The 14,251-nt window shown below is 72.8% G+C and carries 15 protein-coding genes; 9 read left to right on the top strand and 6 right to left on the bottom strand.

What is annotated here, in order from left to right; translation table 11 throughout:
* The first annotated feature begins 338 nt into the window (after positions 1-338).
* The 7 genes from HS048_RS32995 to HS048_RS32965 all read left to right on the top strand — a co-directional run bounded on the left by HS048_RS32995 (position 339) and on the right by HS048_RS32965 (position 7,386).
* Positions 339-1,355: an ABC transporter substrate-binding protein gene (locus HS048_RS32995; RefSeq protein WP_196469834.1), complete on the top strand. Its 1,017-nt coding sequence runs from the start codon at positions 339-341 to the stop codon at positions 1,353-1,355.
* 49 nt (positions 1,356-1,404) lie between these two features.
* On the top strand, positions 1,405-2,265 hold the full coding sequence (locus HS048_RS32990) for an ABC transporter ATP-binding protein (RefSeq protein ID WP_084008403.1): 861 nt from the start codon (positions 1,405-1,407) through the stop codon (positions 2,263-2,265).
* Complete coding sequence (locus HS048_RS32985; protein WP_230882418.1) at positions 2,258-3,259, top strand: ABC transporter permease; 1,002 nt, start codon at positions 2,258-2,260, stop codon at positions 3,257-3,259. The genes HS048_RS32990 and HS048_RS32985 overlap by 8 nt, the downstream gene beginning before the upstream one ends.
* Positions 3,256-4,584: an LLM class flavin-dependent oxidoreductase gene (locus HS048_RS32980; protein ID WP_196469833.1), complete on the top strand. Its 1,329-nt coding sequence runs from the start codon at positions 3,256-3,258 to the stop codon at positions 4,582-4,584. Before HS048_RS32985 ends, HS048_RS32980 begins: the two co-directional genes overlap by 4 nt.
* Positions 4,585-4,735: 151 nt before the next feature.
* Positions 4,736-5,260 (top strand): NADPH-dependent FMN reductase, encoded by a 525-nt coding sequence (locus HS048_RS32975; RefSeq protein WP_196469832.1) that lies wholly within the window; start codon positions 4,736-4,738, stop codon positions 5,258-5,260.
* Positions 5,257-5,763, top strand: coding sequence for a flavin reductase family protein (locus HS048_RS32970; protein ID WP_068897724.1), 507 nt, complete (start codon positions 5,257-5,259; stop codon positions 5,761-5,763). Before HS048_RS32975 ends, HS048_RS32970 begins: the two co-directional genes overlap by 4 nt.
* A 213-nt stretch (positions 5,764-5,976) precedes the next feature.
* Entirely contained in the window at positions 5,977-7,386 is a 1,410-nt protein-coding gene (locus HS048_RS32965) for a GAF domain-containing sensor histidine kinase (protein WP_196469831.1), read from the top strand.
* A 42-nt stretch (positions 7,387-7,428) separates the two neighbouring features.
* On the opposite strand, the gene HS048_RS32960 is transcribed toward HS048_RS32965, so the two are convergent.
* A complete protein-coding gene (locus HS048_RS32960; protein WP_068897722.1) occupies positions 7,429-8,550 on the bottom strand; it encodes a S1 family peptidase in 1,122 nt (373 codons plus the stop codon).
* A 140-nt stretch (positions 8,551-8,690) separates the two neighbouring features.
* Between HS048_RS32960 and HS048_RS32955 the strand changes: the two genes are divergently transcribed.
* The gene (locus HS048_RS32955) at positions 8,691-9,524 is read left to right on the top strand and encodes an SDR family oxidoreductase (RefSeq protein WP_196469830.1); all 834 of its coding nucleotides are present in this window, start codon (positions 8,691-8,693) and stop codon (positions 9,522-9,524) included.
* Positions 9,525-9,566: 42 nt separating this feature from the next.
* Here HS048_RS32955 and HS048_RS32950 read toward each other — a convergent pair whose 3' ends face one another.
* Together HS048_RS32950 and HS048_RS32945 are read right to left on the bottom strand one after the other, a co-directional pair.
* Positions 9,567-9,890, bottom strand: a complete 324-nt coding sequence (locus tag HS048_RS32950) for a hypothetical protein (RefSeq protein WP_196469829.1) — start codon at positions 9,888-9,890, stop codon at positions 9,567-9,569.
* 720 nt (positions 9,891-10,610) lie between these two features.
* A complete protein-coding gene (locus HS048_RS32945) occupies positions 10,611-11,669 on the bottom strand; it encodes a dihydrodipicolinate reductase (protein WP_196469828.1) in 1,059 nt (352 codons plus the stop codon).
* 228 nt (positions 11,670-11,897) lie between these two features.
* Here HS048_RS32945 and HS048_RS32940 point away from each other — a divergent pair, with 228 nt between their 5' ends.
* The gene (locus HS048_RS32940) at positions 11,898-12,794 is read left to right on the top strand and encodes an SDR family oxidoreductase (RefSeq protein ID WP_196469827.1); all 897 of its coding nucleotides are present in this window, start codon (positions 11,898-11,900) and stop codon (positions 12,792-12,794) included.
* 57 nt (positions 12,795-12,851) lie between these two features.
* Here HS048_RS32940 and HS048_RS32935 read toward each other — a convergent pair whose 3' ends face one another.
* The 3 genes from HS048_RS32935 to HS048_RS32925 are packed head-to-tail and all read right to left on the bottom strand — an operon-like array spanning position 12,852 to position 14,190.
* The gene (locus tag HS048_RS32935) at positions 12,852-13,295 is read right to left on the bottom strand and encodes an SRPBCC domain-containing protein (protein WP_068897717.1); all 444 of its coding nucleotides are present in this window, start codon (positions 13,293-13,295) and stop codon (positions 12,852-12,854) included.
* Positions 13,296-13,342: 47 nt separating this feature from the next.
* Positions 13,343-13,741, bottom strand: a complete 399-nt coding sequence (locus HS048_RS32930; RefSeq protein ID WP_068897716.1) for a metalloregulator ArsR/SmtB family transcription factor — start codon at positions 13,739-13,741, stop codon at positions 13,343-13,345.
* On the bottom strand, positions 13,738-14,190 hold the full coding sequence (locus HS048_RS32925) for an SRPBCC family protein (RefSeq protein ID WP_068897823.1): 453 nt from the start codon (positions 14,188-14,190) through the stop codon (positions 13,738-13,740). The genes HS048_RS32930 and HS048_RS32925 overlap by 4 nt, the downstream gene beginning before the upstream one ends.
* Between the last annotated feature and the right edge of the window lie 61 nt (positions 14,191-14,251).

Below are 14,251 nucleotides of genomic sequence, written 5' to 3'. Positions count from 1 at the left end.
GCCGGGGCTCCCCGCGGACCTCCGCGGCGATCCCCGGCGGCGGCCCTGCGGGGGTCCTTGTGGAGGTCCGCTCGCCTATTTCCATGTAAAGCGAGTAGGAAATGTTGACTTAGTGCTCCGGGGTGCGTACCTTCATGGGCATGGGCCTTTACCTGACCCGGTGCGCACACGTGGACTTCTGCCGCGTCGTCAGCGCCCAGTGTCTGTGATCACGAGCTGACGCGAGTCCCGTCCCCGGCACGGCCGCCGCTGCCCGTGCCCCCTCCCTCATGACGTGAGCCCTCCGGCGTGCACCGCCCGGCGCGAGCATGCCCAGATTCCGCAAGGACCCAATCCCCGTGATCAGAACCAGACACGTCCTCCTCTCCGTACTGCTGACCGGCTCCCTGACCGCCTGCTCCGCCGCCTCCGGGGCCACCGGGAACGGCGGCGAGGTGACCGAGATCCGCTACCAGGGCTGGGTCGGCCAGGTCACCTACCCCGAGCTCGCCGAGAGCCTGGGCTACCTCGGAGACCTCAAGCTGAAGTGGGTCGGCAACACGATCTCCGGCCCGCAGGACATCCAGGCGACCGCGACCGGCCAGGTCGACGCCGGCGGCGCCTTCAACGGCGCGATCGTCAAGCTCCGGGCGAGCGGCGCCCGGGTCAAGGCGGTGGTCGGCTACTACGGCGTCGACAAGGAGGCCTACACCGGCTTCTACGTGCTGGACGGCAGCCCCGCCACGACACCGCGCGACCTGATCGGCAAGAAGATCGGCGTCAACACCCTCGGCGCGCACAGCGAGGCCATCACCAAGGAGTACCTCAAGCGGGGCGGCCTCACCCCGGAGGAGGTCGACAAGGTCGAGCTGGTCGTCGTGCCGCCGGTCAACACCGAGCAGGCGCTGCGGCAGAAGCAGATCGACGTCGCCTCGCTCAGCGGCATCCTCCGCGACAAGGCGCTGTCGCGCGGCGGGATCCACCCGCTCTACACCGACGTCGACCTCTTCGGGCCGTTCACCGCGGGCAGCTTCGTGCTCCGCGAGGACTTCATCGCGGAGAACCCGGGCACCACGAAGAAGTTCGTGGACGCCTTCGCCAGGGCGGTCGAGTGGACGCAGTCGCGCCCGCGGGAGGAGGTGGTCGCCAAGTACAAGGAGATCATCGCCAAGCGCGGGCGGAACGAGGACGCCTCGGCCATCGACTTCTGGAAGAGCAGCGGGGTGGCCGGCAAGGGCGGAGTGATCGCCGACCGGGAGTTCCAGACCTGGATCGACTGGCTGGAGCGCGAGGGCGACGTCAAGCCCGGCCAGGTCAAGGTGTCCGACATCTACACCAACGAGTTCAACCCCTTCAGGCCCGGGAGCACCTCGTGAACCGGGACCTCGACCGGCGGCGTGCCCGGACGGCGCAGCAGGAGGAACGATGACCGTCACCCCGACCCTGACCGAGACCCGGACGCACGGCCGGGCGGAGAGTCCGGCGGAGGTCCAGGCGAAGATCGGCATTCGCGACGTCGGCAAGGTCTTCCGGATCCGCGGGGCCGACCGGCCCTTCACCGCGGTCGACGGCGTCGACCTGGACGTGCGGGACGGGGAGTTCCTCACCCTGGTCGGCCCGAGCGGCTGCGGGAAGTCCACCCTGCTCGACCTGATCGCCGGCCTCACCGCCCCGACCACCGGCCGGATCCTCATCGACGGCCGGGCCGTCACCGGCCCCGGCCTGGACCGCGGGATCGTCTTCCAGCAGTACGCCCTGTTCCCGTGGCGCACGGCCCTGGCCAACATCGAGTTCGGCCTGGAGGCGAAGGCCGTACCGAAGAAGGAGCGCCGGGAGCGGGCGCGGCACTACCTGGACCTGGTCGGGCTGACCGGGTTCGAGCACCGCTACCCGCACGAGCTGTCCGGCGGCATGCGCCAGCGGGTGGCGATCGCCCGCAGCCTCGCGTTCGACCCGGACGTGCTGCTGATGGACGAGCCGTTCGCCGCGCTCGACGCGCAGACCCGGGAGTCGCTCCAGGAGGAGTTGCTGCGCATCTGGGAGAAGACGAGCAAGACCATCGTGTTCATCACCCACGGCATCGACGAGGCCGTCTACCTCGGTCAGCGGGTCGCGGTGATGACGTCCCGGCCGGGCCGGATCAAGAAGGTCATCGACATCGAGTTCGACTCGCGCGAGGGCGACCTGCGCGCGGACCCGCGCTTCGGCGCCTACCGGCACGAGATCTGGACCCTGCTGCGCGACGAGGTCGCCGCGGCCCAGGAACAGGAGCGGACCATTGGCTGACACGCTCGCCGCCCCCGGCGGCTCCGGCGCCCGGACCCTCGCCGCAGGCGACCCGGAGGAGGCGGCCGGCACCACGGCCGGCACCGCAACCGGCACCGGCGCCGCAACAACCGGCGCCGCAACCGCAACCGGAACCTCCGGTCCCGCCTCCGCGTCCACGTGGGGGGACGCGCCCACCGCCGACGACCGGGCGACCAACTTCTTCAGGGTCGCCGCCGGGACGCGCTTCCCGGCGCTGGCGCGGCCGGCGCTGCTGCTGCGCCGGACCGCGGCCCTGGCCCTGCTCGCCGCGCTCTGGGAGGTGCTGCCCCGGATCGGCGTGGTGGACCGGGTGTTCGCCCCGCCGCTGTCGGAGGTCCTGGTCGCCTGGTACGACCTGCTGGTCGGCGGGCAGCTCGTCGAGCACTTCCAGGCGTCCCTGATCAGGTCGCTGTCGGGCTTCGCCCTGGCCATCGCGCTGACCATCCCGCTCGGCCTGGCGATCGGCTGGTACCGGCCGGTCGCCGACTTCCTCAGCCCAGTGCTGGAGCTGTTCCGCAACACCTCGGCCGTCGCCCTGCTGCCCGTCTTCATCCTGATCTTCGGCCTGGGCGAGCCATCGAAGATCATCTTCGTGTTCTACGCCTGCGCCTGGCCGATCCTGCTCAACACCATCAGCGGCGTGCGGACCGTGGAACCGCTGCTGGTCAAGTCGGCCCGGTCCATGGGACTCGGCCCCTTCCGCCTCTTCCAGAAGGTCATCCTGCCCGCCGCGGTGCCGACCGTCTTCACCGGCATCCGGCTGGCCGGGGCCTACTCGATCCTCGTCCTGCTGTTCGCCGAGATGGTGGGGGCCAAGGCCGGGCTCGGCTACCTCATCCAGGACGCCCAGTTCAGCTTCCGCATCCCCGACATGTACGCCGGGATCATCACGATCTCCGTGCTCGGCCTGCTGTTCAACCTGCTGCTCGTCACCGTGGAGCGCCGCTTCTCGACGTGGAGGACCACCTCATGACCGCCCGCAAGCTGCACCTGAACGCCTTCCTGATGGGCGTCGGCCACCACGAGGCCGCCTGGCGGCACCCGCGGACCGAGCCCTCCCACCTCACCGACGTCCGGCACTACCAGCGGCTCGCCCTGGCCGCCGAGCGGGGCAGGCTCGACTCGGTCTTCCTGGCCGACGGCCTGGCCCTGCAGGGCGACGTCCGGCACAACGCGCTCGGCGGGCTCGAACCCCTCACCCTGCTGTCCGCGCTGGCCGCCGTCACCGACCACGTCGGCCTGATCGCGACCGTCTCCACCACCTACAACGAGCCGTTCCACGTGGCCCGCAAGTTCGCCTCGCTGGACCACATCAGCGGCGGCCGGGCCGGGTGGAACATCGTCACCTCCGCGGGCGAGGCCGAGGCGCACAACTTCGGGATCGAGCGCCCCGCGCACGCCGAGCGCTACGCCAGGGCGGCGGAGTTCCTGGAGGTCGTCACCGGGCTCTGGGACAGCTGGGAGGACGACGCGATCCTGGGCGACCGCCGGAGCGGGCGGTACGCCGACACCGGCAGGATCCACTCCCTCGACCACGCCGGCGCCCACTTCCGGGTGCGCGGCCCGCTGAACACCTCCCGCCCCCCGCAGGGCCACCCCCTGCTGGTCCAGGCCGGGTCGTCGGAGGGCGGCAAGGAGTTCGCCGCCCGCTTCGCCGAGGCGGTCTTCACCGCCCAGCAGACCCTCGCCGAGGGCCGGGAGTTCTACGCCGACCTCAAGGGCCGCCTGGCCCGGTACGGCAGGCACGAGGACGAGCTGCTGGTCCTGCCCGGCATCTCCCCGATCATCGGCTCCACCGAGCGGGAGGCGCTCCGCCTGGAACGGGAGCTGGAGGAGCTCATCATCCCGGCGTACGGCCTCAGCCAGCTCTCCCACATGGTGGGCATCGAGCTGACGGAGGACGCGCTGGACCGGCCGCTGCCCGAGGTCTCCGCCGAGACGGAGGGGGCGCAGAGCCGCCGCAGGCTCGTCATCGACCTCGCCCGCCGGGAGCAGCTGACGGTGCGGCAGCTCCTCGGCCGCCTGGCGGGCGGGCGGGGGCACCGGGTCGTGGCCGGGACCCCGGAACGGATCGCCGACGAGATCCAGACCTGGTTCGAGGGCGGCGCGGCCGACGGCTTCAACATCATGCCGCCCCTGCTCCCGAGCGGCCTGGAGGACTTCGTCGACCACGTCGTCCCGGTGCTGCAGGCCCGCGGCCTGTTCCGCACCGAGTACGAGGGCCGGACCCTGCGGGAGAACTACGGGCTGGAGCGCCCCGCCTCCCGGCACGCGCGGAAGGTCGCGGTGGCCTCGTGAACGCGCCGCGAGGGGACGGGGCCACGGGCACGCGAGGAGACGGGAAGCGCACGGACGCCCGGCGGGGCTGGAAGAGCTGGAAGAGCACGGACGCCATGCGGGACGGGAAGAGCACGGGCACGGGACGGGACCGGGAGACGGGAGGAGAGCGATGAGCGTCGTGATCCTGGTGGGCAACCCGCGCAGCGGGTCGCGCACCCACGAGGCGGCGGTCCGCGCCGCCGGGACGCTGGCCGGGCGCATCGGCCGCGACGGGCCCGGTGAGGTGGTCGACCTGTCCGCGCTGGCGCCGCTGCTGCTGGCGCCCGGCGCGTCGGCCGGCGTGGAGGTCGCGCTGGAGCAGGTCGCCGAGGCGCAGGTGCTGGTCGTGGCGAGCCCGGTCTACAAGGGCAGCTACACCGGGCTGCTCAAGGCGTTCCTCGACCGGCTGCCGGGCGGGGCGCTGACCGGGACCGTCGCCCTCCCGCTGCTGGTGCTGGGTGACGCCAGGCACTCCCTGGCGGTGGAGGTGCACCTGCGGCCGCTCCTGGTCGAGCTGGGCGCCGCGGTGCCCACGCCGGGGCTGGCACTGCTGGAGTCGCAGCTGGCCGACCTGGACGCGCACCTCGGCCCCTGGGCCGACCGGGTGGCCCCCCAGACGGCCGCCCTCCTGGCGGAGCGGAGCGTGGCCCGATGACCGAGACGCTGCCGGAGCAGGCGGTCGACGCGGAGCGGTTCCGCCGGGCGCTGGCCGTGCACGCGGCCGGGGTCGTGGTGGTGACGGCGCAGACCGAGGGGGTGCCGGTCGGCCTGACGGCCACCTCGTTCTCCTCGGTGAGCCTGGAGCCGCCGCTGGTCTCCTTCTACGTGGACCGGGCCTCGACCACCTGGCCCTGGCTCCGCCGGGCGGGGCACTTCGCGGTCAACATCCTGGCCGGCGACCAGGCCGACCTCGCCTCCCGGTTCGCCCGCAGGGGTGTCGACCGCTTCGCCCCGCCCACCCGGTGGCGTCCCGGCCCGCTGGGCGTCCCGCTGCTGGGCGGGGTCTCCGCTCACCTGGTCTGCGCCCCGCACTCGACCGCCGAGATCGGCGACCACGTCCTCGTCGTCGGCCTCGTGACCGAGGCCCGCCTCGGCACGGAGCACCGCCCGCTCCTCTACCACCAGGGCCGGTTCGGGCGGTTCGCCCCGCACGTCTGACGTCCCCGCACCCGCCGGAGCCCCTCCGGCGGGTGCGGGCCCCACCGGCGGCCCATCGGCGGACCACCGGCAGCCGACCGGCGGGCCGCCGGAGCCCGGGCGGTCCCCGGCGCGGTCCGGGGCATAACCTGGCTGTGAACCGGCGGCCGGGGAGGCCGGACGGGGTCCTCCCGGCCCGGCGGCGGTTCCGGAAGCCCGGGGGAGGCGCGATCGATGGCGGAGACGCCGACACCGCCCGACGAGGCCGAGCGGCTGCGGGATCTGGACGAGCTGGGGGCGCTGGAGGCCCCGCTCGAACCCGACTTCGACGCCGTCGCCACGCTGGCCGCGCACATCTGCCGGACCCCGGTCGCGCTGGTCAACCTGCTGGACGGGGAGCGGCAGCACTTCAGGGGCAGGGCGGGCACCACCTGGACCTGCGCCGACCGGAGCAGCGGCTACTGCCAGTACACGATCTTCGGGCGGGAGCTGCTGGAGATCCCCGACACGCTGGCCGACCCGCGCTACCGCGAGAACGCCGTCGCGCAGGGCGAGCCGTACGTCCGCTACTACGCGGGCATGCCGCTGGTCAGCGGCCGGGGGCACGCCCTGGGCACCGTGTGCGTGGTGGACCACCGCCCGCGCCGGCTGACCGCCGAGCAGCGGGAGACCCTGGGGATCCTGGCCGGGAGCGTCGTCACGATGCTGGAACTGCACCGGCGCGCCCGCGGCGCCGGGAGGACCGGGATCGCGCGCCCGCCGGGGCTGGAGCGGCTCAAGGACCGGTTCCTGGCCAGCATCAACCACGAGCTGCGCACCCCGATGACCTCGATCCGCAGTGCCCTGCAGCTCCTGCGGGAGGGCGGCCTGGACGAGGACACCGAACGCCGCTTCCTGCTGGTGATGGAGCGCAACAACGAGCGCCTGCTGGGCCTGCTGGACGAGCTGCTCCTGGTGACCAGCCTCAACGCCGGAACCGCCGCCTTCTCGCCGCGCCGGGTCGATCTGGCGGAGACCGTACGGCGGGCGGTGGACGACGTCGCCGACGGCGCGCGGCACCGGCGGCACAGCCTGCGGGTGCACGCCCGGAGCGGGGTGGCGGTGCGCGCCGACGCGGAGCGGCTGCGGCTCGCGCTGCGGCACGTGCTGGACAACGCGGTCAAGTTCACCCCGCCCGGCGGCGCGATCGACGTCGCGGTCACGGCGGACCCGCGGCCCGCCGTGGAGGTCCGCGACACCGGCATCGGCATCCGGCCCGAGGACCTGGACCACGTTCTGGAGGACTTCTACCGGGCTCCGGAGACGGAGGAGCGGGCCATCGGCGGGACCGGGTTGGGCCTGGCCATCGCCGACAAGATCCTCCGGCTGCACGGGGGCGAGGTGCGGGTGGGGAGCGAACCCGGCAGGGGCACCCGCGTGCGCCTCGTCCTGCCGGCGTTCACGGGTCCCGGGCCGGACCGGGCGTCCTCCCCGGACTCCTCCGGGCAGGGCTCTTCCGGACCGGACGCTTCCAGCCGGGCCCCCTCCCGGGCCCCCTCCTCTTCGGCCCCCTCCGGCCCGGAGGGATCCGGGCGGGACTCCTCCGGACCGGACGTTTCCAGGCGGGCGGGGGACGGCGGCGAGGCCGCCACCGGAATCCGGTGACGGCCTCGTGTGGTCCTCTCCGGCCCCGCGGCCGGACCGCGGTCAGCCGACGCGGAGCGTCAGTCCGTACACCGAGAGGATCTCGTTGACCGGCTGGTGGTAGGTGGTGCCGCCGGTGGTGCAGTTGCCGGAGCCGCCCGAGGTCACGCCCTGGGCCTGGCTGCCGGAGATGAACGAGCCGCCGGAGTCGCCGGGCTGGGCGCAGACCGTGGTGCGGGTCAGGCCGCTGACCGTGCCCTGCGGGTACCGGACGCTGCTGTTGTGCTGCTGGATGACGCCGCAGCGCCAGCCGGTGGTCGAGCCGGAGCGGCAGATGGACGCGCCGACCACGGCCTGGGCGGACCCGCGGACGATGACGTTGGCGCCGCCCGAGCCCCGCACCCACGGCTGGGGGGTGTGGCCGGGGGTGGCGACCCACGCGTAGTCGTTGCCGGGGAACGAGGAGCCCTGGAAGGTGCCCGACGGGTTGCTGGTGGTGGCGCCGGCCCTGCCGCAGTGCCCGGCGGTGACGAACCCGGGGGTGCTGCCGCGGGTGACGGAGAAGCCGATGCTGCACCGGCTGGAGCCGATGTAGTAGGCGGCACCACCGATGATGTTCATGAAGGGCTGCGGCTGCTCGCCGGAGACCTCCACCCGCACCGTGCCGGCGTCCACGCCCGCGGCGGCGGCGAGGGCCTCGCCCGCGGCCCGGTCCGCGGCCTTGATCACCACGCTGTTGGTGGGGACGTCGACGTACCAGAGGGCGGCGCCGGCCTTGGCCTCCTCGGAGGCCTGGTCGAGCCGGTCCTTGGCGGCGTTGAGCTGGGCCAGCGTCCGGGTGACGACCAGCGGCCGGGCGCCCTGCGCCTTGATCGCCTCGGTCTGCGCCGGGTCGGTGGTGGCGACGGTGAGCCGGGAGGCGTCCCCGTTGAGCCAGGAACCGGCGTAGGCCTCGCCGAGGGAGGAGTTCAGGGAGGAGTCCGCCCGGGCGGCGCGTTCCTCGTTGGCCAGCCGGGTGACGGCCTGCTGCTCGCTGAGCCCGAGGTCGCGCTGGAGGGCCTCGAGCATCGAGGCCCCCGGCGCGGAGGGGGAGGGTCCGGACTGCGCGGAGGCGGTGGTCGTGGTACCGGCCAGGCAGAGGGCCACGAGGGCGGTCCCGGCCAGCAGGGAGCGTTGACTGAACATGTGCACTCCTGTGTGAGGGGTGCTGTCAAGGTATTCCCTCGCCCCGGACCGTGTGATGTAGCAAAAGCTTCCTATCGCGGTGTTATGGGCCCCTCCGGCCGGGCATCACGGCCCTCCTGGGAAACCCGTGAGAGGTGAGCATGAGCGAAGCGCCGATCCGCCCGGCACCGATCTCTCCCACCGGCTACGACCGGGTCGCGGTCGTCACCGGAGCGGACTCCGGCATCGGCAGGGCGACCGCGGTGACCCTGGCCGAGCAGGGCTTCGACGTCGGGATCACCTTCCACTCCGACGAGGAGGGCGCCGACGAGACCGCACGGCTGGTCCGCGAGCACGGCCGGACGGCGGCCGTACGCCGACACGACCTGGCCGATCCGGAGAGGGCCGCCGCGGTAGTGGACGAACTGGCCGACGAACTGGGCGGGCTCGGGGTCCTGGTGAACAACGCCGGGACCGGGAGTGCCACGCCGCTGCTGGAGATGGGCTTCGAGCAGTGGCGCTCGGTGCTCGCGGTGGACCTCGACGGCGCCTTCCTGTGCGCCCAGCGGGCAGCCCGCCGGATGGTCGCGGCCGGCAGAGGAGGCCGCATCGTCGGCGTCACCAGTGTCCACGAGGAGTATCCGCGGATCGGCGCAGGGCCGTACTGCGCGGCCAAGGGCGGCCTGCGGATGCTGAGCCGCGTGCTGGCGCTGGAGCTGGCGCCGTACGGGATCACGGTGAACACGGTCGCGCCCGGTGAGATCGCCACTCCGATGACGGGGCAGGAGGACGAACCGCCGAAGCCCGGCAGCCGCCCCGGATACCCGATCGACCGGCCCGGTGACGCCCGCGAGGTCGCCGCCGTCGTCGCCTTCCTGGCGAGCCCCGCCGCGTCGTACGTCACCGGGGCGTCCCTGTTCGTGGACGGCGGCATGGTCCTCATGGGCCCGCAGGCGACCGGCGCCCTCACCTCTGGCGAGTGGCGCCGGGGCTGACTCCGGCCTCCGGCGGGCCGGTGACCGGGCCCGGCCGGACGGTCAGCGGCGCCCGGAGCGGGTACGGGCCCGGCTGCGGGAGTCGTTGCCCGTGCAGATCCCCGTGCACCGGGAGGTGCAGTTGAACCCGCAGCCGGTCACGCCGCCGTCCACGTCGTCGGAACCGGATCCGCCGGAGTCGTCACTCTCGTCGGCCGCACCGCCGGAATCCCCGCCGCTCCCGTCCTCGAAGTCCTCGTCGCCCTCGAAGTCCTCCTCGTCCTCATGGCCGATCGCGGCCCCGGTCCCGGAGCCGCCCTTCGCGGCGGTCCGGTAGGCGTCGCCGTACGGCGCGCGGAACGACCCCTCCTCCGCCCGTCCTCCCACCGCCGGGGCGTGCCGGTCGATTCGTATGTAGTACCAGGAGAAGACGCGTTTCCCGGTCTTTCCTGACGCGCATTTCACATCGGGGAAACGGATCCGGTCGCTCCGCCGTACGCAGACCTGGAAACGGTCCTCCTCGTCCGGTGGAAGGTAGGCGTTCGCGCTCTTCCCGCCCTTCGCCCGCGCTCGCAGGATCCCCCCGGAAGGCCTTCTGAACGAGCCTTTCCGCGCCGTTCTCCCATTGGCCGGAACGGGCGCGCTCCATGCGAGGAAATACCAGGCGTAGCCGCGTCCGGCGTCATCGCACCGCTGGTAGGCGGCACGCATGCGGGTGCTCTTCACCACGCATATCTCGATGTGGCCCTCCTCGCCCTCGCTCCCGTCGTCCTCTTCGGAGGATTCTTCGGAGACGGCCGCCGTGGGAGCCGCCGGCGGGGGAGATCCGGCGGCCCCGGAAGGGGATCCGGTACCGGGAGGCGATCCGGTGCAGGCGGCGAGGGCGAGAACGGCGATGAGAATCGAGACGGACGAACGCAGCGCGGATTTCAAGGCACCCCTGTGGTGATCATCGCTCTGATACGACGGGATGAACGTACGCGGTTCCCGCGGGGTTCCGGAGAAGAGGGAAAACGCGGAAAAAGAGGAGATGCGATTCCGGATTCACCGGCGGTCGGCCGTGCGTTCCCGCGGGCGGTCGTGCGTTCCCGCGTGCGGTCGAGGTGGTCAGGCGAGGCGGACGGTGCCGCGGCCGGTGACGAGGGGGAGGTCGAGGAGGGTGCGGATGCCGGGCGGCGCGGCGCAGACGGCGGGGACGGCGTTGACCGCGTGGGAGGCGGCGCCGGACAGGCCGTGGGAGACCTCGTCGACGTTGAGCGTCATCTGCGGCACGCCCTCCAGGCGGACGGCGAAGCCCGGCTTCGGCCAGCGGCGGACCCTGGCGGCGTCGGCCTTGTAGACGCACTCCGCGGTCATGAAGGGACGGCCCCGGACCAGTCCGGAGAACGTCCAGCGGGACGCGCACACCGTGCCGGGGCGGACCGTGCCGGCGGCGATCTCGAACTCCTCGGCGGCCGGCTCGAACTCGTCGCTCCCCTCCACCTCGTCCAGCGCCACCCCCAGCGCCGAGGCCACGAACTGCACGCTCTCGGTGAAGAGCGCCCGCTGGAAGGCGCGGAACGGACGCACCGCGGACGCGTAGTCCTTGGCGGAGAGGGTGAAGCCCACCAGGTCGACGACGGTCTGCCGGGACGGGTGGCCGCGGAAGTCGGAGGACTCGCGGACGTAGACGTGGTCGATCCGGCTCGACAGCCCGGTGAGCGCCAGCGGGAGCAGGTCGCTCATGAAGCCGGGGTTGACGCCGGTGCCGTGCAGGGAGGTCCCGCCGGTACGGCAGGCGGTCTCCAGCCGCTCGACCAGGCCGGGGCCGTACGACTGCGGGTGGACGAAACCGGTGGTGGTGATGACGTTCTTGCCCGAGGCGAGCAGGGCGCAGATGGTCTCGACGTCGGCCGTGGGATCGCCGCCGAAGTAGGAGGCGGGCAGCGGCATGTGCAGCACGCAGTCGGCGTCCAGGGCGAGGATCCGCTCGACGTCGTCGGTGCAGGAGACGCCGGCCGGGGGCAGGCCGGCGATCTCGCCCGCGTCCCTGCCGACCTTGTCGGGGTCGTAGACCAGCACCCCGGCGAGCTCGAACTCGGGACGGGTGATCAGGCTGCGGAGGGAGTGGCGGCCGACGGCGCCCGTGGCCCACTGGACCACGCGGAGGGGCGGAGCTGCGGGCATGCGGGCCTCCAGCCCTGGGGTCTGGGCGGGGCCGTGCCTTCAGGTGCGTCGTCGTCGACCCACGCCAGGTGCGGGCCAGAAACTTTAGCAGGGACCCGCCCTCGTGTTCACTGTCCGCGACGCCACGGAACGCAGGCGTGTCGCCGACGGCGGGGGCCGTGGCTTCACGGGGACGGGCGGGCTATCCTGTCCTCCGACTAGAACTTTATTCTCGTGGGAGGGCTGCTCATGTCAGAGCTGCGGTTCGACGGCAGGGTCGCGGTCGTCACCGGCGCCGGGCACGGCCTCGGCCGGTCGCACGCGCTGTCACTGGCCGAGCGCGGAGCCAAGGTGGTCGTCAACGACCTCGGCGGCGCGCTGGACGGCACCGGCGCGTCCACCGGCCCGGCCGCCGAGGTGGTCGAGCTGATCACCAAGAACGGCGGCGAGGCGGTCGTGAGCGGTGACGACGTCGCCACCCCGGAGGGCGCCGAGGCGATCGTGCAGTCCGCGATCGACGCCTTCGGGCGGGTCGACATCGTCGTCAACAACGCGGGCATCCTGCGGGACAGGTCGTTCGGCAAGATGAGCGTCGAGGAGTGGGACGCCGTCATCGCCGTCCACCTCCGCGGCGCGTTCCTGGTCACCCGCGCGGCCTTCTCGCACATGAAGGAGCAGGCCTACGGCCGGATCGTCAACACCTCCTCGCCCTCCGGCCTGTTCGGCAGCTTCGGCCAGGCGAACTACTCCACGGCCAAGATGGGGCTGGTGGGCCTGACCAAGACCCTCGGGCTCGAGGGCGCCCGGGCGGACATCAGGGTCAACGCGATCGCGCCGATCGCCTGGACCCGGATGACCGAGTCGCTGCTCCCGGCCGAGTTCGAGGCCAGGTTCACCGCGGAGCGGATCAGCCCGCTGGTGGCGTACCTGGCGCACGAGTCCTGCGAGACCAGCGGTGAGGTCTTCAGCGTCGGCGCCGGCCGGGTCGCGCGGGTGTTCGTCGCGGAGGGGCCGGGCTGGAAGCAGGACGACCACACCGCCGAGGACATCAGGGACAACTGGGAGGCCATCATGACCGAGCAGCCCTACCTGACGCCGACCACCCTCGGCCAGCAGTCGGGCGCGTCGCTGAAGGCCATGCTCTGACGCCGCGGCGCCTCGCCCCGGTGGTCCGGGGCGAGGCGCGCGGTCCCGCACCGGACGTCAGTCCCAGTCGTCGATCTTGACGTCGTGCGGGTGCGGAGCGCCCTTGCCGGTCTCGACCAGCGACTTCAGGCTCATCAGGTAGGTCGCCCACTTGGTGCTGCAGTGGTGCATGAACGGGACCGGCTCCCTCCAGCCCTCGTGCTTGAAGAGGACGATGGTGCGGTCGCCGGCCCGGCCGAGGTTCCAGTCCACGTGCGTGCCGATCCACTCCTCGGGTCCGTCGACCACCTCCCACCGCACGTGCTCGGCCGGGCGGAGCTCGACGACCTTCATGTCGAACCCGCCGGCCTCGAACCGGAACCGGAGCACGCCGCCGAGGCCGTCGCCCTCGCCCTGTGTGTCGGCCGTCCACCAGCCGGTGAGCCCTCCGGTGGTGGTCAGGGCCGTGTAGACCTCGGCCGCGGGTGATTCGATCCCCACCCTGTGCAGGATGTCCGCCATTTTCGATCCCTCTTTCCGATGTCGGTTCTCGTCCGGACCCGGTGGATTCACCGCTGTGCGCCGCGCGGGTCCTCACCGCGCGGCTCCTCGCCGTACGGGTCCTCACCCCGCGGGCCCTCGCCGTGCCGGATCGCCTCGGCGATCCGCTTGATGCGCTGGAGCCTGGCGTCCCAGGCCGCCCCCACCGAGGACAGCTGGGCGACCGCGCGGGCGAGTTGCGCCTCGTCCACCCGGTATCTCCTCTCCCGCCCGGCGGACGACGCGTGCACCAGGCCGACGCGGTCGAGCACGCCGAGGTGTTTCGCGACGGCCTGCCGTGTCACGGGCAGCCGTTCGCTGAGGCTGGTGGCGGTGCCGCTGCCGTCCGCCAGGAGGAGGTCGAGCATCCGCCGACGGGTCGGGTCCCCGACCGCGGACCACAGGTCGTCGTCGACGGCGGCGGTCACGGGGCCGACACCAGCCGCGCGGCGTACTCCCCGAGGCGGGGGACGAAGACGTCCCAGCCGGCGACGTGGTCGCGGTAGTGCTCCGCCAGCTTGGCGGCCTCCCAGCCCATCTCCCGGAACCCGGTCTCGGTGAGCCGGAGCCTGGTGCCCGCGCCCGACGGGGCGAGCTCGAAGGTGATCAGCAGGGAGGCGGCGGAGGCGTCGGCCTCGCCGTCCGGATAGCACCAGCGGAACGAGAAGAGCCGGGGCGGCTCGGCGTCCACCACGGTGATCGGGAGGACGTCCGCCCTGTCGCCCCAGACGAGCTCGCCGACGGCGCCGGGAGTCGCCTCGACGTCGGCGCCGTCGCTCCACCACTGCGTGATGTGCTCGGGGCGGCTGACGACCTCGAAGACCACCTCGGGCGGGGCGTCGATGTGGATCTCGCGTTCGATGCTGCCGTACTCCATGCTCCGCACGCCCTCTCGATGTGCAACTTTCGGTTGCTCCTCACGCTAGCGGGCGATCCGC

The sequence above is a fragment of the Planomonospora sp. ID91781 genome (genome assembly GCF_015711595.1).
Lineage (GTDB): Bacteria > Actinomycetota > Actinomycetes > Streptosporangiales > Streptosporangiaceae > Planomonospora > Planomonospora parontospora.
Note: the sequence above shows the minus strand (reverse complement) of the source record. Positions and strands in the feature narration are given on the sequence as shown.